This window comes from Kitasatospora sp. NPDC088160 (assembly GCF_044741445.1).
Lineage (GTDB): Bacteria > Actinomycetota > Actinomycetes > Streptomycetales > Streptomycetaceae > Kitasatospora.
Window position 1 is genome coordinate 57,582 of the sequence record NZ_JBIUSS010000004.1, and the last position, 17,584, is coordinate 75,165.

14 protein-coding genes are annotated in these 17,584 nt (G+C 72.4%); 10 read left to right on the top strand and 4 right to left on the bottom strand.

Going from position 1 to position 17,584, the window contains the following annotated elements:
* Positions 1-71: 71 nt before the first annotated feature.
* On the bottom strand, positions 72-1,232 hold the full coding sequence (gene wecB, locus ACIOGZ_RS07080; RefSeq protein WP_400985141.1) for a non-hydrolyzing UDP-N-acetylglucosamine 2-epimerase: 1,161 nt from the start codon (positions 1,230-1,232) through the stop codon (positions 72-74).
* Positions 1,233-1,331: 99 nt separating this feature from the next.
* The gene (locus ACIOGZ_RS07085; RefSeq protein ID WP_363629185.1) at positions 1,332-2,765 is read right to left on the bottom strand and encodes a glycosyltransferase family 2 protein; all 1,434 of its coding nucleotides are present in this window, start codon (positions 2,763-2,765) and stop codon (positions 1,332-1,334) included.
* A gap of 174 nt (positions 2,766-2,939) precedes the next feature.
* Here ACIOGZ_RS07085 and ACIOGZ_RS07090 point away from each other — a divergent pair, with 174 nt between their 5' ends.
* The 8 genes from ACIOGZ_RS07090 to rodA all read left to right on the top strand — a co-directional run bounded on the left by ACIOGZ_RS07090 (position 2,940) and on the right by rodA (position 11,832).
* Positions 2,940-4,331 carry a bifunctional folylpolyglutamate synthase/dihydrofolate synthase gene (locus tag ACIOGZ_RS07090; protein ID WP_400985143.1) on the top strand — a complete coding sequence of 464 codons (1,392 nt, stop codon included), beginning with the start codon at positions 2,940-2,942 and terminating at the stop codon, positions 4,329-4,331.
* Position 4,332: 1 nt separating this feature from the next.
* A complete protein-coding gene (locus ACIOGZ_RS07095) occupies positions 4,333-4,683 on the top strand; it encodes a DUF4233 domain-containing protein (RefSeq protein WP_063347563.1) in 351 nt (116 codons plus the stop codon).
* A gap of 110 nt (positions 4,684-4,793) precedes the next feature.
* Entirely contained in the window at positions 4,794-5,207 is a 414-nt protein-coding gene (ndk, locus tag ACIOGZ_RS07100; RefSeq protein WP_063347562.1) for a nucleoside-diphosphate kinase, read from the top strand.
* A 318-nt stretch (positions 5,208-5,525) separates the two neighbouring features.
* Positions 5,526-6,551: a rod shape-determining protein gene (locus ACIOGZ_RS07105; protein WP_031076009.1), complete on the top strand. Its 1,026-nt coding sequence runs from the start codon at positions 5,526-5,528 to the stop codon at positions 6,549-6,551.
* 95 nt (positions 6,552-6,646) lie between these two features.
* The gene (gene mreC / locus ACIOGZ_RS07110) at positions 6,647-7,573 is read left to right on the top strand and encodes a rod shape-determining protein MreC (RefSeq protein ID WP_363586424.1); all 927 of its coding nucleotides are present in this window, start codon (positions 6,647-6,649) and stop codon (positions 7,571-7,573) included.
* Between the two features lie 3 nt (positions 7,574-7,576).
* Positions 7,577-8,218: a rod shape-determining protein MreD gene (gene mreD, locus ACIOGZ_RS07115; protein WP_363586423.1), complete on the top strand. Its 642-nt coding sequence runs from the start codon at positions 7,577-7,579 to the stop codon at positions 8,216-8,218.
* A gap of 51 nt (positions 8,219-8,269) precedes the next feature.
* The gene (mrdA, locus tag ACIOGZ_RS07120) at positions 8,270-10,636 is read left to right on the top strand and encodes a penicillin-binding protein 2 (protein ID WP_400985145.1); all 2,367 of its coding nucleotides are present in this window, start codon (positions 8,270-8,272) and stop codon (positions 10,634-10,636) included.
* Positions 10,633-11,832 carry a rod shape-determining protein RodA gene (gene rodA, locus ACIOGZ_RS07125; protein ID WP_363586421.1) on the top strand — a complete coding sequence of 400 codons (1,200 nt, stop codon included), beginning with the start codon at positions 10,633-10,635 and terminating at the stop codon, positions 11,830-11,832. The genes mrdA and rodA overlap by 4 nt, the downstream gene beginning before the upstream one ends.
* A 143-nt stretch (positions 11,833-11,975) precedes the next feature.
* On the opposite strand, the gene ACIOGZ_RS07130 is transcribed toward rodA, so the two are convergent.
* Complete coding sequence (locus ACIOGZ_RS07130; protein ID WP_363586420.1) at positions 11,976-13,268, bottom strand: M14 family zinc carboxypeptidase; 1,293 nt, start codon at positions 13,266-13,268, stop codon at positions 11,976-11,978.
* 456 nt (positions 13,269-13,724) lie between these two features.
* On the opposite strand from ACIOGZ_RS07130, the gene ACIOGZ_RS07135 reads away from it, so the two are divergent.
* Positions 13,725-15,668 (top strand): TIGR03960 family B12-binding radical SAM protein, encoded by a 1,944-nt coding sequence (locus tag ACIOGZ_RS07135; RefSeq protein ID WP_363586419.1) that lies wholly within the window; start codon positions 13,725-13,727, stop codon positions 15,666-15,668.
* A gap of 202 nt (positions 15,669-15,870) precedes the next feature.
* Here the strand turns inward: ACIOGZ_RS07135 and ACIOGZ_RS07140 are convergent, their stop codons facing one another.
* Positions 15,871-16,245, bottom strand: coding sequence for a peptidoglycan-binding domain-containing protein (locus ACIOGZ_RS07140; protein ID WP_363586418.1), 375 nt, complete (start codon positions 16,243-16,245; stop codon positions 15,871-15,873).
* 410 nt (positions 16,246-16,655) lie between these two features.
* Here ACIOGZ_RS07140 and ACIOGZ_RS07145 point away from each other — a divergent pair, with 410 nt between their 5' ends.
* Positions 16,656-17,417: a TIGR03936 family radical SAM-associated protein gene (locus ACIOGZ_RS07145; protein ID WP_363629191.1), complete on the top strand. Its 762-nt coding sequence runs from the start codon at positions 16,656-16,658 to the stop codon at positions 17,415-17,417.
* The last annotated feature ends 167 nt before the right edge of the window (positions 17,418-17,584 follow it).

A 17,584-nucleotide genomic window follows, 5' to 3' on the forward strand; every position in this document is an offset into this window, starting at 1 on the left:
CTCAAGTCCCTGTCGTGGGAGGAGACTTGACTCACAAGGTGGAGTAGACCAATCCGGCTGTCAAGAGGGCGCTAGGCGGCCGACGGCCGTGCCCTGGAGTCGGCTGCTCCGGGCTCGGCCGGCTCGGCGACCGCGGCGGTGAGCGCGGCGATCCGCGCCGAGGCCAGGCCGTCGCCGTACGGGCTCGGGGTGGCCGCGAGCCGGGCGAGCCGCTCGGGGGTGTCGGCCAGCCAGGTCCGGGCCAGCGCGCCCAGGTCCTCGTCGGGGCCCACCAGCGCGGCGAAGCCCGCCGCCACCGCCTCCGGACGCTCGGTGGAGCGGCGCACCACCAGCAGCGGGCGGCCGAGCACGGTGCACTCCTCCTGCACGCCGCCGGAGTCGGAGACCAGTAGCGCGGCGTGGCTCGCCAGGCCCAGGAAGTCGGCGTACCCGACCGGCCCGGTGACGGCCAGGTGCTCCAGCAGGGCGTCCAGCGCGAAGCGCTCGACGGCGGCCCGGGTACGCGGATGCATCGGGAACAGCACCGGGGTGCCCGCCCGGGCGATCCGGTCCAGTTCGGCCAGCACGGCGCCCAGTGCCTCGGCGGTGTCGGTGTTCTCCGGGCGGTGCACGGTGGCCAGCACGTAGCCGTCCGGGCGCAGCCCGTGCGCGGCGAGCAGCGCGGCGCGGTCGGCCGCGGCCGGCAGCTGGCGGCGGACCACCTCGACGACGGTGTTGCCGGTGAGCGCGATCCGCTCCTCGGCGAGGGCCTCGGCCCGCAGGTTGGCGACGTTGTCCCCGGTGGCGGCGCAGAGCAGGTCGGAGACGTGGTCGACCATCACCCGGTTGTGCTCCTCGGGCATCGCCCGGTCGAAGCTGCGCAGCCCGGCCTCGACGTGCACCAGCGGGATCTCCCGGGCGTTGGCGGCCAGCGCCCCGGCGAGGGTGGCGTTGGTGTCGCCCTGGACGACCACGGCGGCGGGGCGGTCCTCGGCGAAGGCGGCGTCCAGCTGGCCGAGGGACTGGGCGATCTGGCCGGCCCGGGGGCGCCCGCCGACGCCGGTGAGCAGTTCGGGGCGGGGCAGGTCGAGGTCGCGCAGGAAGCGGCCGGACATCGCCTCGTCCCAGTGCTGGCCGGTGTGCACCAGGCGGGTGGCGTCGCCGAGTTCGTGGATCAGCGGGGCGAGCTTGACCAGTTCGGGGCGGGTGCCGAGGACGACGGCGACGCTGGCGGGGGCAAGGCACATGCTCATGGGGAGGCTCCGAGGGGGTGGGGCTGCTCAGGGCTCGGGCGCGGGGCTCGGGCGCGGGGCTCGGGCGCGGGGCTCAGGCGCGGGGCTCAGGACCGAGGCTCAGGACTCGAGGGCGGTGGGGGCGCCGAGGGCGACCTTCTCGGCGTTGCGCCGGGTCTTGGCCCAGCCGTTGCGGCCGAGCAGCATCCGGGCTGCGGCCCGGGTGGCGACCACGAAGAGGTGGTAGGCGTAGAGCCAGATCAGGACGCCCCAGAGCAGCCCGGTGAGCCGGCCGCGGTCGGGGTGGACGAGCCGGCGGTAGGCGAAGCCCCAGAGCATCATCGGCAGGGTGGCGACCGCGAAGGCGAGCAGCATCCACGGGCCGAACCTGACGTGGAAGTCTGCGGTTTCGGCGGGGAAGAGCACCAGCCCGGCCGCGGTGATCCCGAGCGAGAGCGGGAACAGCAGGACCAGCAGGACGCAGACGACGGGCTGGAGGAAGGTGTACAGCACCTCGGCCTTGCCGGACCAGGTGTAGAAGGGGGAGCGCAGCACCCGGCCGGTGTAGCGCAGGCACTGCATGTTGCCCTGGGCCCAGCGGGTGCGCTGGGTGAGGAAGCGGCGCAGCGAGATCAGGCCCTCCTGGGAGACCTGGGTCTCGGTGACGTGGGTGAGGCGCCAGCCGGCCAGGCGCAGGTCGAGGCCGGACTCGTAGTCCTCCAGCAGGGCGCGCTCGGGCCAGGGGCGGCCGGCCCGGCCCTCCTCGGCGGTGAGCGAGTCGAGGGCGGTGAGGCGGACGAACTGGCCGTTCCCGCCGAGGCCGACGCTGCCGGTGCGGCGGCGCAGCAGCTGCATGCCGGCGTTGTTGGCCTGGAACTCGACGTCCTGCATCCGGACCAGGGCGCGGGCGAACGCGTTGGCGGCGCGGCCTCGGCCGGGCAGCGGGAGTTCGTCGTCGGCGTTGCGCATCCGCACGCCGATCTGGACGGCGCCGGTGTCGGGGCGGCCGAGTGCCTTGTCGTTGCAGACCTGGGGAAGGGTGCCGGGGTCGAGCCGTCCGTCGGCGTCGACGACGCCGATCACCACGCGGGAGCGGTCGGTGCCCCCGGGCAGCCAGGCGGTGATCTCGCGGTAGGCGGCGTTGAGGGCGGCGCCCTTGCCGATCCGGGCGTGCGGGCGGCGGCGCTGGACGAGGTGGACGCGGTCGTCGTGGGCCGCGGCGGCGAGGACGAGGTCGCGGGTGGCGTCCTCGCTGTCGTCGTCGATCACCCACAGGTGGGCCTCGGGTGCGTTCTCGCGTAGGCCGGCCAGGGTCTGGGTGACCACGGCCTCCTCGTCGCGGCAGGGGATCACCAGGTGCCACTGGAAGGCGGCCGGGTCGCCGGGCTCGGCGGGCCGGTTGTGCCGGAAGGCGTGCCGGGAGCCGGCCCAGTACAGGAGGAAGCGTCCGAAGACGAAGGCCATGTAGCCGACGAGCGCCAGTGAGACCAGTCCGGCGAACCAGACGACGGCGTCCTGGCGGAGCACGATCCAGTCGTGCAGGGCGTCGGGCATGGCGTGGTACTCCTCATGATCAAAGGCGGTGCGGCTCCAGGGGGTGCGAATCGATGCTTCATTGCGGTTCAAACTCGCCAAAGAGATAGTAAAGGGGGCAAATTGGAAACCCCGACCAAAGTGGTCGTTCTCACCCCGTGAGGACGGCCCGCCAACCCTCCGTAGACTGTGGTCGTGAGTGACAAGGCCGACCCGAACCCGTACACCCTCCGTCCCGCCGACGGCGACACCGACGACACCCTGCGCGATGTCGAGGTGGAGCTCTCCAAGCGCTGGCCGGAGAACAAGCTGGAGCCCTCGCTCGACCGGATCGAGGCGCTGATGGACATCCTGGGCCAGCCCCAGCGGTCCTTCCCCTCCATCCACATCACCGGGACCAACGGCAAGACCTCCACCGCCCGGATGATCGAGCAGCTGCTCAACACCTTCGAACTGCGCACGGGCCGCTACACCAGCCCGCACGTGGAGAGTGTCACCGAGCGGATCACCCTGGACGGCGCCCCGATCACCCCCGAGCGCTTCGTCGAGGTCTACCGCGACATCGAGCCGTACGTGCAGATGGTCGACGCGGCGCAGCCGGTGCCGATGTCCTTCTTCGAGGTGCTGACCGGCATGGCCTACGCCGCCTTCGCCGACGCCCCGGTGGACGTCGCCGTGGTCGAGGTCGGCATGGGCGGTTCCTGGGACGCCACCAACGTCATCGACGCCGCCGTCGCCGTGATCACCCCGATCGGGCTGGACCACACCGACAAGCTCGGCGAGACCACCGGCGAGATCGCGGTCGAGAAGTCCGGGATCGTCAAGTCCGGAGCCGTCGCCGTCGTCGCCCAGCAGCAGCTGGACGCCGCCCAGAACATCCTGCGTCGCGCCGTCGAGGTCGACGCCACGGTGGCCCGCGAGGGCATGGAGTTCGGCGTGATCCGCCGTGAGCTCGGCGTCGGCGGCCAGCTGGTGACGCTGCGCGGGCTCGGCGGCGAGGAGTACGAGGACGTCTTCATCCCGCTGCACGGCGAGCACCAGGCGCACAACGCGGTGCTGGCGCTGGCCGCGGTCGAGGCCTTCTTCGGCGTCGGCGGCGCCCGAGGCGGGCAGCTCGACGTGGACAAGGTCCGCCAGGCCTTCTCCGGCGTCTCCTCGCCCGGCCGCCTGGAGGTCGTCCGCCGCAGCCCCACGATCGTCCTGGACGCCGCGCACAACCCGCACGGCGCCCGCGCCACCGTCGCCGCCCTGGGCGAGTCCTTCGGCTTCACCCGGCTCGTCGGCGTGATCGGCACCTCCGGGGACAAGGACGTGGCCGGCGTGCTGGAGGCCTTCGAGCCGATCCTCGCCGAGGTCGTCATCACCCAGAACTCCACCCACCGCGCGATGGACGTCGACGAGTTGGCGGCGCTGGCCGTCGACATCTTCGGCGAGGACCGCGTCCAGGTCGAGCCCCGGCTCGACGACGCCATCGCGGCCGCCGTCACCCTCGCCGAGGAGGAGGGCGACCTCGGCGGCGCCGGGGTGCTGGTCACCGGTTCGGTCATCACGGTGGGCGAGGCCCGCCTGCTGCTCGGGAGGAAGTGACATGAGGACCCTCTGCTCCTCGACCCTGATCGGCGAGGCGCTCCTGGCCATGTTCGCCGCGCTGGTCGCGATGCAGCTGTCCAGCGTCTCCACGGCCACGATCTGGATCGTCACCGGGATCGTCATGGCGCTCTGCATCGCGCTCTGCGGCATGATCAACCGCCCTGGTGCGGTGGCCGTCGGCTGGGCGCTGCAGATCGGACTGATCGCCAGCGGCTTCATCCTGCCGACCATGTTCGGCCTCGGTGTGGTCTTCGCCGGCCTGTGGTGGTGCTCGGTGCACTACGGCCGCAAGGTGGACGAGTTCAAGGCCGCCAGGGCCGCCGCCGAGGCGGCCGCCGTACCGGTCTAGGGCCCGGACCGGCGGGCCGACACGCCGCACACGCAAGGTAATCTCTGCCGTGTCGGCTCCCGCCCGTCGGCCCGACTGCCTTGCCGTACCGAATCCCCAGGAGACGCACCGTGTCCCAGCGCACTCTCGTCCTGCTCAAGCCCGACGCCGTCCAGCGTGGCCTGGCCGGCGAGATCATCAGCCGCATCGAGCGCAAGGCCGGCTGGCGGCTCACCGCCGTCGAGCTGCGCACCTTCGACCGGGCGACGCTGGAGCAGCACTACGCGGAGCACGTCGGCCGCCCGTTCTACGAGCCGCTGCTGGAGTTCATGACCTCCGGCCCGTCGATCGCGCTGATCGTCGAGGGCGAGGAGGTCGTCCGCGGCATCCGGATGCTGGCCGGTGCGACCAACCCGCTGGAGGCCGGGGCCGGCACCATCCGCGGCGACTACGCGACGATCACCCGCGAGAACCTGATCCACGCCTCGGACTCCCCGGAGTCGGCCGAGCGCGAGATCAAGATCTTCTTCCCGGCGCACGCCTGAGTCCAGCCGGGCGACACGCCCGAGGGACCTTGGCACTGCCCCGGTCGGGACCATTGGCCCGGCCGGGGCACTTTTATCGTGAAATAAGCAACCAGTGGCGCCGACACGGCGTCCCAATGCCCGGAGAAGCGAACACGCTCCGGACAATGGACGGTATGCCCCGCATCGACGTCCGTACCGCGCCGCGTGACTACGATGGACGCGACTCAAGGGCCCGGTAAGGCAGCTCAGCTGGCTCCGCCCGAGCGTGGGCGCGCTCTCGTCCCACCCCCATGAACTCCGAGCCCGGGAAGGCAACCACACCCCATGGCGAGCAACCTGTCGTTCATCGGCCGCGACTTGGCGATCGACCTTGGAACTGCCAACACGCTGGTGTACGTCAGGGGCAAGGGGATCGTCCTCAACGAGCCGTCCGTCGTCGCGGTGAACACCAACACCGGCGGCATCCTGGCGGTCGGTGCCGAGGCGAAGAAGATGATCGGCCGGACGCCGGGCAACATCGTCGCCATCCGCCCGCTCAAGGACGGCGTGATCGCCGACTTCGAGATCACCGAGCGGATGCTCCGCTACTTCATCCTCAAGATCCACCGCCGCCGCTACCTCGCCCGTCCCCGGGTCGTGGTCTGCGTGCCCTCCGGCATCACCGGGGTCGAGCGCCGCGCCGTGATCGAGGCCTCCTCGCAGGCCGGCGCCCGCCAGGTGCACATCATCGAGGAGCCGATGGCCGCCGCCATCGGCGCCGGGCTGCCCGTCCACGAGGCCACCGGCAACATGGTCGTCGACATCGGCGGCGGCACCACCGAGGTCGCGGTCATCTCCCTCGGCGGCATCGTCACCGCCCAGTCCATCCGGGTCGCCGGCGACGAGCTGGACAACGCGATCGTCCAGCACATCAAGAAGGAGTACTCGCTGCTCCTCGGCGAGCGCAGCGCCGAGCAGATCAAGATGAGCATCGGCAGCGCCTTCGGCCTGGAGGGCGAGAAGGACGAGCACGCCGAGATCCGCGGCCGCGACCTGGTCAGCGGCCTGCCCAAGACCGTGGTCATCTCCGCCGCCGAGGTCCGCGAGGCCATCGACGAGCCGGTCAACTCGATCATCGACGCCGTGAAGACCACCCTCGACCAGTGCCCGCCCGAGCTGGCCGGCGACGTGATGGACCGCGGCATCGTGCTCACCGGCGGCGGCGCCCTGCTGCGCGGCCTCGACGAGCGGCTGCGCCGCGAGACCGGCATGCCGATCCACATCGCCGAGAACCCGCTCGACTCGGTCGCGCTCGGCTCCGGCAAGTGCGTCGAGGAGTTCGAGGCGCTCCAGCAGGTACTGGACGCCTCCCCGCGCCGTTAGCACCACCGAGACATCCGACACTCAACTGAACGGGCTGCCGCCCGGGCCCCACAGCCCGGGCGGCCGACCAGGTACGAAGGGGCAGTACCAGCACCGTGAGGGACACACGAGAGAGCCGGCTGCTGCTCATCCTGCTGGTGGCCGTCGCCTTCGCACTCGTCACCGTGGACATCAAGGGCGGTGAGAGCTCCCCCCTCGGCGGTGCCCGACACGCCGCCGCCAGCGTCCTCGGTCCGGTCGAGCGCGGCGCCGCCACCGTCGTCGACCCGGTCGCCGACACCGTCCGGGCCTTCCGCGACGCCGCGTCCAACAACGGCCGCACCGACCAGCTCGCCCGCGAGAACACCGAACTGCGGCAGAAGCTCGCCTCCTCCGACATGGCCACCGGGCGCACCAAGCAGCTCGACGACCTGCTGCGCACCGCCGGCGCCGGCGGCTACACCGTCAAGGCCGCCCAGGTCATCGCGATCGGCCCGGCCCAGGGCTTCTCCTGGACCATCACCATCGACGCCGGCAGCGACGACGGCCTCACCCGCGACATGACGGTGATCAACGGTCAGGGCCTGGTCGGCCGGATCACCACCGTCGCCCCGACCACCGCCACCGTGCTGCTCGCCTCCGACCCCGGCTTCTCGGCCGGCACCCGGCTGGAGGCCAGCGGCGAGATCGGCTTCGCCTCCGGCGGCGGCACCAGCCCGATGAAGGTCTCGCTGCTCAACGGCAAGGCCCAGGTCAAGGCCGGCGACCGGCTGGTCACCTTCGGCTCGCAGAGCGGCCGCCCGTTCGTGCCCGGCGTGCCGGTCGGCAAGGTCGTCGAGGTCGAGGCCACCCCGGGCCAGCTGACCAAGACCATCCTGGTCGAGCCCTTCGTCCAGTTCACCCGGCTGGACCTGGTCGGCGTGGTGGTCGTGCCGCCGCGCGCCGACCCGCGCGACGCCGTCCTGCCGCCGGCCCCCGCCCAGGGACAGGCCGCCCCGGCCGCGCCCGCCGCCCCGCCCGCCAAGCCCACTGGGGGGAACTGAGCCATGCGCCTCGCCCGCATCCCCGTCTCCGCCGGCCTGATCCTGCTCGGCCTGATCCTCCAGGTCAGCGTCTTCGGCCGGCTCCAGCTCCCGGGGGCCACCCCGGACATACTGCTGCTCGTCGTGGTCGGCCTGGCCCTGGTCTACGGGCCGTCCGGCGGCTGCGTGGTCGGCTTCTCGGCCGGCCTGCTCGCCGACCTCGCGCCGCCCTCCGACCACGCGATCGGCCGCTACGCGCTGGTGCTCTGCCTGATGGGCTACGCCGCCGGGCTGCTGCGCCCGGACCACGGCCGCCAGCGGTCGGTGTCCAGCGCGCTGATGGTGGTGGCCGCCGCGGCGGTCGCCTCCACCCTGCTGTACGCGATGGTCGGCGCCCTGGTCGGCGACACCGCGGCCCGGCACGTCGGCCTCGGCGGCCTGGTGGTCAGCGCCCTGCTGTACGACGTGCTGCTGGCGCCGTTCGTGGTGCCGCTGGTGATGCTGGTCGGCCGCCGCTTCGGGCGCGACCCGGTGACCGCGGCCACCGATGACGACGAGGGCGGCTCCGGTCTGGGCACGCTGGCCCGCTACCGCACCACGCGCGAGGCCTCGGCCGGCCCGTCCTACAAGAAGCGGCGCATGCCCGGCTTCGCCCGGCGCCCGTAACCGGCCCGGCCCCCGACCTCCCGACTTCCCGCATCCTGGAGCGCACGAGACGTGAGCAACATCCCCGAGACCGGCCGTACCCGGCGGGTGACGATCCGTCTGGTGGTGCTGCAGATCCTGGTCCTGTCGCTGCTCGCCACTCTCGGCGGGCGGCTGTGGTACCTGCAGATCCGCAACGCCAGCGTCTACACCGCCAAGGCGACCGGCAACCACATCCGTGAGGTGGTCGAACCGGCCGTCCGCGGCGAGATCCTGGACGCCTCCGGGCGGATCCTGGCCGGCAACGAGGCCCGGCTGGTGGTCTCGGTCAGCCGCACCTCGCTGTTGCAGCAGAAGGACGGCGGCAAGGCGGTGCTCGGCCGGCTGGCCGAGGTGCTGGGGATGCCCGCCAAGGACGTGCAGGAGAAGACCCGGCTCTGCGACGCCAAGACCCCGCAGCCCTGCTGGAACGGCTCGCCCTACCAGCCGATCCCGGTCACCAAGGAGGCGACCACCCAGCAGGCGATGCAGATAATGGAACGCCGCGAGGACTTCCCCGGGGTCACCGCGCAGCCCACCGCCGTGCGCCGCTACACCGGCGCCGAGGGCGCCAACATGGCCCAGGTGCTCGGCTACCTCTCGCCGGTCACCGACGAGGAGGTCGGCAAGACCGCCTCCAAGTCCGGCCTGGACCGCTACCTGCCGGCCGACCAGATCGGCCGGGCCGGCCTGGAGTCGGTGTACGACCGCGACCTGCGCGGCACCGCCGGCATCACCCAACTGGAGGTGGACAACCTCGGCCGGGTGATCGGCACCGCCGGCACCGCCGCCCCGCAGACCGGCAACAACCTGGTCACCAGCATCGACGCCCGGGTGCAGAAGGTGGTCGAGGACAACCTGGCGCAGGCCATGGCCGACGCCCGGAAGACCTTCGACAAGGTCACCAACCGCAACTACGAGGCCGACTCCGGCGCCGCCGTGGTGATGGACGTCCACACCGGTCGGATCGTCGCGATGGCCAGCGCGCCGACCTACGACCCCAACCTCTGGGTGGGCGGCATCACCGGCAAGGACTACCAGTCGCTGACCAGCAAGGACTCCAACTTCCCGCTGCTGAACCGGGCCATACAGGGTCAGTCCGCCCCCGGCTCGACCTTCAAGGTCGTCTCCACCACCGCCGCCGTGGAGGCCGGCTACTCGCTGGACGGGACGTACGCGTGCCCGAAGAGCATGACCATCGGCGGCCGTGAGTTCAAGAACTTCGAGAGCGAGAACTTCGGCTCCATCTCCCTGGAGAAGGCGCTGGAGGTCTCCTGCGACACCGTCTTCTACGGCCTGGCGTACGACCAGTGGATGAAGGACGGCGGCATCAAGCCGAAGAAGGAGCCGGGCGACTGGTTCTTCAAGACCGCCCACCAGTTCGGCCTCGGCGCCAAGACCGGCATCGACCTGCCCAGCGAGGTCACCGGCCGGGTGCCGGACCGGCAGTGGAAGCAGTCCTTCTACGACAACAACAAGGACGCCTGGTGCGCGCAGGCGCAGAAGGGCGGCACCAGCTTCTCCGACCAGATCGCCAAGGAGAACTGCGTCGACGGCTACCAGATGCGCGCCGGTGACGCCGTCAACTTCGCGATCGGCCAGGGCGACACGCTCGTCACCCCGGTCCAGATGGCCCGGATCTACTCGGCGCTGGCCAACGGCGGCACCTTCTACCGGCCGACCGTCGCCAAGGCGGTGATAAGCCCGAGCGGGGACCTCGTCCGCGAGATCGCTCCGCACGAGGACGGCAAGTTCCCCGGCTCCCAGAAGCTGCTGAGCTACATCGACCAGGCCACCGCGGGCGTCATCACCGGCGGTACCGCCGCCTGGAAGTTCTCCGGCGCCGGCTGGCCGCAGAACAAGATCGAGCTGCACGCCAAGACCGGCACCGCCGAGGTCGAGGGCAAGCAGACCACCTCCTGGCTGACCACGTACAGCAAGGACTACGCGGTCGTCATGACGATAAGCCAGGGCGGCACCGGCTCCGGCGGCTCCGGCGACGCCGTCCGTCGGATCTACCAGGCGCTGTACGGCGTCGACGACAAGGGCAACATCGACAACGGCAAGGCGCTGCTGCCCGCGCCGCAGGCCGAACTGCCGAAGTTCAACCCGGACGGCACCGCGATCGTCAAGCCGGCGGCCTACACCGCCGACACCGGCAACACCGGCAACACCGTCGACCCGGCGCAGGCCGTCGCGGGCCCGGGCCTCCTGGCGGCGCCGAACCAGGCGCAGGGTGTGCCCGGACCGGCGCCGGCCCTCCTGGAACAGGTGCCGGGCGAGCCCGCCCCGGCCTCGGCCTTCCTGGACCCGGCGCAGCCGAACGACCGGCCCGCCCCGGGCACCGCGGCCGAGGCCGCACTCGAACCGAACCGCGGCCCGGGAAGGGGGCGGGCATGACCTCCTACGGCTCCTACCGGCAGCTGCGGCTGAGCCCGCAGCGCAGCGGGGTCTCCAAGGCCCTGGCCAAGGACTCGCCGCTGTGGCGGCTGGACTGGATACTGCTGCTCGCCGCGCTGGCCCTGTCGCTCGGCAGCTCCCTGCTGGTCTGGTCGGCCACCCGCGGCCGGGACTCGCTCACCCACGGCGACCCGCAGTACTTCCTGTACCGGCACCTGACCAACCTGGTCGTCGGGCTGGTGCTGTGCTCGGTGGTGATAGGGATAGGGAGCCGGCGCTTCCGCACCCTCGTGCCGTTCCTGTACATCGGCGTGATCCTGATGCTGCTCGCCACGCTCAGCCCGCTGGGCTCGACCATCAACGGCGCGCACTCCTGGATCCAGCTGGGCGGCGGCTTCTCCATCCAGCCCGCCGAGTTCGCGAAGCTGGCGATCGTGCTGGCGATGGCGGTCGTGCTGTCCGACCAGGTGGACGCGGGGGAGCGGGAGTACCCCTCGCACCGGGCGGTGTTCCGCGGCCTGGTCTGGGCCTTCCTGCCGATGTGCGTCGTGCTGCTGATGCCGGACGCCGGCTCGGTGATGGTGATGGCCGCGATCGTGCTGGGCATCCTGCTCGGCTCGGGGGCGGCCAACCGCTGGGTGCTCGGGCTGCTGGTGGCGGGCACCGGCGGGTGCGTGGCGATCTGGAAGCTCGGGGTGCTGAGCAAGTACCAGATCGACCGCTTCGCGGCCTTCGCCAACCCGCAGCTGGACCCCTCCGGCGTCGGCTACAACACCGCGCAGGCCCGGATCGCGATCGGCTCGGGCGGGCTGACCGGCAAGGGGCTGTTCCACGGGACGCAGACCACCGGGCAGTTCGTGCCGGAGCAGCAGACCGACTTCGTGTTCACGGTGGCCGGTGAGGAGCTGGGCTTCGTCGGGGCGCTGGCGATCATCCTGCTGGTCGGCGTGGTGCTGTGGCGGGCCTGCCGGATCGCCCGGCAGGCGACCGACCTGTACGGGACGATCGTGGCCGCGGGGATCATCGCCTGGTTCTCCTTCCAGGCCTTCGAGAACATCGGGATGTGCCTGGGCATCATGCCGGTGGCGGGCATCCCGCTGCCGTTCGTCTCCTACGGGGGGTCGTCGATGTTCGCGGTCTGGATCGCGATCGGGCTGCTCCAGGCGGTCCGCAGCCAGCGGCCGATAGCGGCCTGAGCCGACTGTCCGTCCGCGCGTCCGTCTGCGCGTCCGTCCGTCGAGGGTCGGCCCGGGAATCTCTCGGGTCGGCCCTCGGTGGTTTTCAACTGGGCTCTGTGGGTGGGTGGTTGCTGCCCGGTTGTGGCGGACCTCGGCCCCGGTCAGAGCAGGCGGTCGGCGGCGGTGAGTGCCGCGCGGACCTGGTGGGCCAGCTGCTCCTGGACCGGCACCCAGCGGGCGCCGAAGCGGTGGTGAAGCAGGCCCAGGCCCTCGGTGACGATGTCGCGGGCCCGGCCCCGGGCCGCCTCCACGGTCGGACCGCCGGTGTCCGCCAGCAGCCGCAGCACCGTCGACGCCACCCGCAGCGGGATCCGGGCCGCGACGATCTCGGCGGTGGTCACCCGGGACACCGTGAGCGGCTCGGCGCACCAGCGGGCCAGCCACTCCTCCGCCACCGACGGGCAGAACTCCAGGGTGAACCCGGCCGCGCGCACCAGCGCGCCGTGCGCCGCCCGGGTGTGCGCGGGCACGTGGGCCAGCAGCCCGGAGAGCTCCTCGGCGCGCTCGCGCAGCGTCCGGGCCGCGGCGCCGACCGCCCGGTCCGCCGCCGGGTGCGGACGGCCGTCGCCGACCGCGTCCACGGCCCACATCGGCACCTCCAGCACGGCCGTCACCCCGCCGTGACGGCCGGCGTACGACCAGGTGGACAGCTCCGGCTCGTCCGGCAGCGCCCGTGACCGGCCCGCGCCGTCCGCCGAGGGCATCAGATAGGTGCCGGGGAAGGGGCTGGCCCAGCCGACCGCGTCGAAGGGGTCGACGTCCAGCGGGATGCCGGCCCTGCGCACCGAGGCGGCGAAGAGCTCGGGCAGCCCGGGCACCGGAGCGGTCAGCTGGATGAAGGCGCCGCCGAAGTCCACCCCGTGCATCGAGCACTGCAGGAACGGGCGCAGCTCGTCGATCAGGCCGGTCAGCGCCAGGCTCTCCGGCATCGGGGGCCGGCCCGCGTCGGCGGCCGGCAGCAGTTCGGGCTGCTCCTCGAACGAGGGGCGGAAGAAGTGCTCGTAGTGCCGGCGCACGGTGAGCGGCCCGTCCAGCCAGCCCGCGTTGAGCGCGGCGCCGTCCGGGTCCAGGCAGAGCAGCAGGTGCCAGGACAGGCCGGGCCGGGTGGGGCGCGCCAGCAGCACCTCGGCCAGCCGCAGGGCGCCGGCTGTGCCGATCGGCTCGTTGGGGTGCGGGCCGCCGACGACCAGCACCGCGCGCGGGCCCCGGTCGACGGACAGCAGCAGCAGCGGGCGCCCGGCCCGCGAGCGGCCCACCTCGCGCAGCCGGCACCGCTCCGGGTGGCGCAGCGCGAGCCGCCGGGCCGCGGCCTCGGCCTGGGCCGGCGCGGGGTAGCGGGCGGCCCGGCTGCCGAGGGGCCGGGGCGGGCGGACCCGCCGGTCGGTGTCGGTCATGGCTCTCCTAGGGCGTGGCCGCGTGGCCGCGCGGCCGCCTGGCTTGTCGGGCCGCCGGGGCGCGCGGGGGCGCCGACGGACGCGACCTGCGGGGCCGGGGGGCGGGGCCCTGCGCGCCGGGGACGGGTCGCCGGGGGAGTCGGCGAGGGTTGAGCGTACGGCCCAACTCCCTTGTCCGGAAGGGGTGCAGAGGTCTCTGGCGGGGCCCTGTCAGTACCGCATGGGTGGTCCGGGCATGTCAACGGCGGACGGCGCCGGGCGGCGGGCGCGCACTGCGCGTGCCGGGGCGGGGCGGCCGCGCCGGAGCGCGGGCGGGTGCCCGGGCCGGGCGTCGGTGAGCCCGGGGGTGAGCCAGCGGGCCTTTCCCCGGATTGGGCTACCCTTGAGGGTCACCCCTCCCCGCCGTCGCCTGCCGATGCGCGCGGCACCGAATCACGTCGTAAGGGTTCCTAGTACATGACTGTCGAATCGGTCTTCCCACGCCTGGAGGCCCTCCTCCCGCACGTCCAGAAGCCGATCCAGTACGTCGGCGGCGAGCTCAACTCGACCGTCAAGGACTGGGACGCCTGCGACGTCCGCTGGGCGCTGATGTACCCCGACGCCTACGAGGTCGGCCTGCCCAACCAGGGCGTCATGATCCTCTACGAGGTGCTCAACGAGCGCGAGGGCGTGCTCGCCGAGCGCACCTACAGCGTCTGGCCGGACCTCGAAGCGCTGATGCGCGAGCACGACGTCCCGCAGTTCACCGTGGACGCGCACCGCCCGGTGAAGGCCTTCGACGTGTTCGGCCTGTCGTTCTCCACCGAGCTCGGCTACACCAACATGCTGACCGCGCTCGACCTGGCCGGCATCCCGCTGGAGGCCAAGGACCGCACCGACGAGGACCCGATCGTCCTGGCCGGCGGCCACGCCGCGTTCAACCCCGAGCCGATCGCGGACTTCATCGACTGCGCGGTGGTCGGCGACGGCGAGCAGGCCGTGCTCGACATCACCGAGCTGGTCCGTGGCTGGAAGGCCGAGGGCCGCCCGGGCGGACGCGACGAGCTGCTGCTGCGCCTCGCCCGTACCGGCGGGGTGTACGTGCCGAAGTTCTACGACGTGGAGTACCTGGCCGACGGCCGGATCGGGCGCGTCGTGCCGAACGCCCCGGGCGTGCCGTGGCGGGTGTCCAAGCACACCGTGATGGACCTCGACGAGTGGCCCTACCCGAAGCAGCCGCTCGTCCCGCTCGCGGAGACCGTGCACGAGCGGATGTCCGTGGAGATCTTCCGCGGCTGCACCCGCGGCTGCCGCTTCTGCCAGGCCGGCATGATCACGCGCCCCGTGCGGGAGCGAAGCATCACCGGCATCGGCGAGATGGTGGAGCGCGGGCTGAAGGCGACCGGTTTCGAGGAAGTGGGCCTGCTGTCGCTGTCCAGCGCCGACCACACCGAGATCGGGGACATCGCCAAGGGCCTGGCCGACCGCTACAGCGACGACAAGATCGGCCTGTCGCTGCCGTCCACCCGCGTCGACGCCTTCAACATCGACCTCGCCAACGAGCTGTCCCGCAACGGCCGCCGCTCGGGCCTCACCTTCGCCCCCGAGGGCGGCAGCGAGCGCATGCGCAAGGTGATCAACAAGATGGTGTCGGAGGAGGACCTGATCCGCACCGTCGCCACCGCCTACGGCAACGGCTGGCGCCAGGTGAAGCTGTACTTCATGTGCGGCCTGCCCACCGAGACCGACGAGGACGTGCTCCAGATCGGCGCGATGGCGAAGAACGTCATCCAGAAGGGCCGCGAGGTCACCGGCCAGAACGACATCCGCTGCACCGTCTCCATCGGCGGGTTCGTGCCCAAGCCGCACACCCCGTTCCAGTGGGCCCCGCAGCTGTCCGCCGAGGCCACCGACGCCCGGCTGGCCAAGCTGCGCGACTCGATCCGCGGCGACCGCAAGTACGGCAAGAACATCGGCTACCGCTACCACGACGGCAAGCCCGGCATCGTCGAGGGCCTGCTGTCCCGCGGCGACCGCCGCATCGGCGCCGTCATCCGCGCCGTCTACGAGGACGGCGGCCGCTTCGACGGCTGGCGCGAGCACTTCTCCTACGACCGCTGGATGGCCTCCGCCGAGAAGGGCCTGGCCGGCACCGGCGTCGACGTCGACTGGTACACCACCCGCGAGCGCACCTACGAGGAGGTGCTGCCCTGGGACCACCTGGACAGCGGCCTCGACAAGGACTGGCTCTGGGAGGACTGGCAGGACGCCCTGGAGGAGGTCGAGGTCGACGACTGCCGTTGGACCCCGTGCTTCGATTGCGGCGTGTGCCCGCAGATGGACCTCAAGATCCAGATCGGTCCCACCGGGAAGAAGCTGCTGCCGCTGGCCGTGGTCAACGGGGCTGACCCGCAGGGCTAGTTGATGGCGCGGGTGGCGCGGGTGGCGCGGATCGGGTGGGTCCGGGCCGCGTGACGTGCTCGACGTGACGGATGGAGCCCTCCCCGGGAATCGGGGAGGGCTCCATGCGTTCGCCGAGCGGACGACGGCCGGTGCGTGAGGCGCCGGCCGGCGGGTGTCGCCGCCGCGTCCTCCGGTCGTCGGGCGGGGCCCGGATGCGGGATCAGCAGGCCCAGTTGGTCGAGGTGCTGATGGAGTCCAGCTTGGCCCAGGTCTGCGCGCCGACCTGACCGTCCTGGGAGAGGCCGGTACAGGCCTGGAACCGCAGCACCCTGCTCAGGGTGTCCTGTCCGAACGCGCCGTCGACGTTCAGGGGGGTGGTGTTCAGGGAGGAGTTGAGCTCGCACTGCAGGGCCTTGACGGCGTCGTTGTGCTCGCCGCCGCGCAGCAGCGGCTCCCAGGTCGTGTAGGTGGTCCCGCAGTAGCTGCCGGCCTGCGCCGCGGACGCGCTGCCCGCCGTGGCGACGCCGCCCGCGAACAGGAGGCCGGTCACTGCGAGGCCGGCGAGGATCTTGCGCATGGAGGTTCCCTTCCTCATGCCGCACACCCCCGGTGTGCGGTCGGTGGGTCCGGGTGAGTCGCACTCGGACGGCTCGAATCCTGCCTAGCGGGCGGGCGTCCCAACACGGAGGAACGGCATCAGGGATGTTCCGGGAATTTTCCCGCCGCCGGACGAGGGCCTCAGAACGGCCCGCCACCTGCGGGGACGTGCTCGCCGTGGGTGGCCGGGGGGTTGCGGGCGCCGCCCCCTCGGTCGGAGCGTCCCGGCCGGGGGCGTCGGGGTGCGGCTGACCAGGGGCGGGACGAGGGGGGTGGCGGGGCGCGTACCCTTTGAGGTGACAGAGTCCGGACAGCGGCGGCAGCCGTCGCGCCGGACGGGGACAACTGACTAAGGACTGAGCGACCCTGGCACGCCGTACGCCCGACGGTCCTCCGCCCGCGCCGACGGTGCAGCGGATCCGTCTCCGCTACACCAAGCGCGGCCGGCTCCGCTTCACCAGCCACCGCGACTTCCAGCGCGCTTTCGAGCGCGCCCTGCGCCGGTCCGCCGTGCCGATGGCCTATTCGGCCGGCTTCACCCCGCACCCGAAGGTGTCCTACGCCAACGCGGCCCCGACCGGGGTGGCGAGCGAGGCGGAGTACCTGGAGATCGGCCTGGCCGCCCTCCGTGACCCGGAGGAACTGCGGGCACAGCTGGACGAGTCGCTGCCGACCGGACTGGACGTGATCGACGCGGTCGAGGTCCGGACGCCGAACTTCGTGGAGCGCCTGGAGGCCTCCGAGTGGCTGCTCCGGCTGGACGGCGTCGAGTCGCAGGAGGCCGCCCGCGCGGTCGCGGTGTTCCTCGCCGCGGAGCGGGTCGAGGTCGAACGCGTGACCAAGAACGGCGTGCGGGTCTTCGACGCGCGCGGTCCGGTGGCGGTGCTCGAGATCGCCGCGCCGCAGGTCGTCGACGGTGCGGACACGGCGGCCGAAGCGGACCGCAATGTTCGGACCGGCCGTGCCTGTGCGATACTGCGCCTGGTAGTACGACACGCCACACCCGCCGTACGACCCGACGACGTATTGTCCGGTCTCCGTGTGACGGCCGACCTGGCGCCGCCGGTCCCCGCAGAGGTGACCAGGCTGGCGCAGGGGCCGCTCGACGAGGAGTCCGGCACGGTGACCGACCCGCTGGCGCTCGACCGCGCCGCGGCTCCGGCCGGCTGACAGCCGCCGGGGTTCGCGGGGCCGCGTCCGCCTGACGGGCGGAGGCCGGGCCCAGTGCCTCACTGGGCCCGACGGTCCTCCAGGTTCCCGCGGCTCCCCAGGGGAGCGAGCGTCGTCGCAGCACAGGCCGGCCACCTGAGGCCCGCCGACCAGGAAGGTCGGTGGGC

Excerpts from the sequence above, each read along its gene's own strand:
- wecB (WP_400985141.1), bottom strand. The coding sequence starts at position 1,232 with ATGAGCATGTGCCTTGCCCCCGCCAGCGTCGCCGTCGTCCTCGGCACC.
- ACIOGZ_RS07085 (WP_363629185.1), bottom strand. The coding sequence starts at position 2,765 with ATGCCCGACGCCCTGCACGACTGGATCGTGCTCCGCCAGGACGCCGTC.
- ACIOGZ_RS07095 (WP_063347563.1), top strand. The coding sequence starts at position 4,333 with ATGAGGACCCTCTGCTCCTCGACCCTGATCGGCGAGGCGCTCCTGGCC.
- mreD (WP_363586423.1), top strand. The coding sequence starts at position 7,577 with ATGCGCCTCGCCCGCATCCCCGTCTCCGCCGGCCTGATCCTGCTCGGC.
- rodA (WP_363586421.1), top strand. The coding sequence starts at position 10,633 with ATGACCTCCTACGGCTCCTACCGGCAGCTGCGGCTGAGCCCGCAGCGC.
- ACIOGZ_RS07130 (WP_363586420.1), bottom strand. The coding sequence starts at position 13,268 with ATGACCGACACCGACCGGCGGGTCCGCCCGCCCCGGCCCCTCGGCAGC.
- ACIOGZ_RS07135 (WP_363586419.1), top strand. The coding sequence starts at position 13,725 with ATGACTGTCGAATCGGTCTTCCCACGCCTGGAGGCCCTCCTCCCGCAC.
- ACIOGZ_RS07140 (WP_363586418.1), bottom strand. The coding sequence starts at position 16,245 with ATGAGGAAGGGAACCTCCATGCGCAAGATCCTCGCCGGCCTCGCAGTG.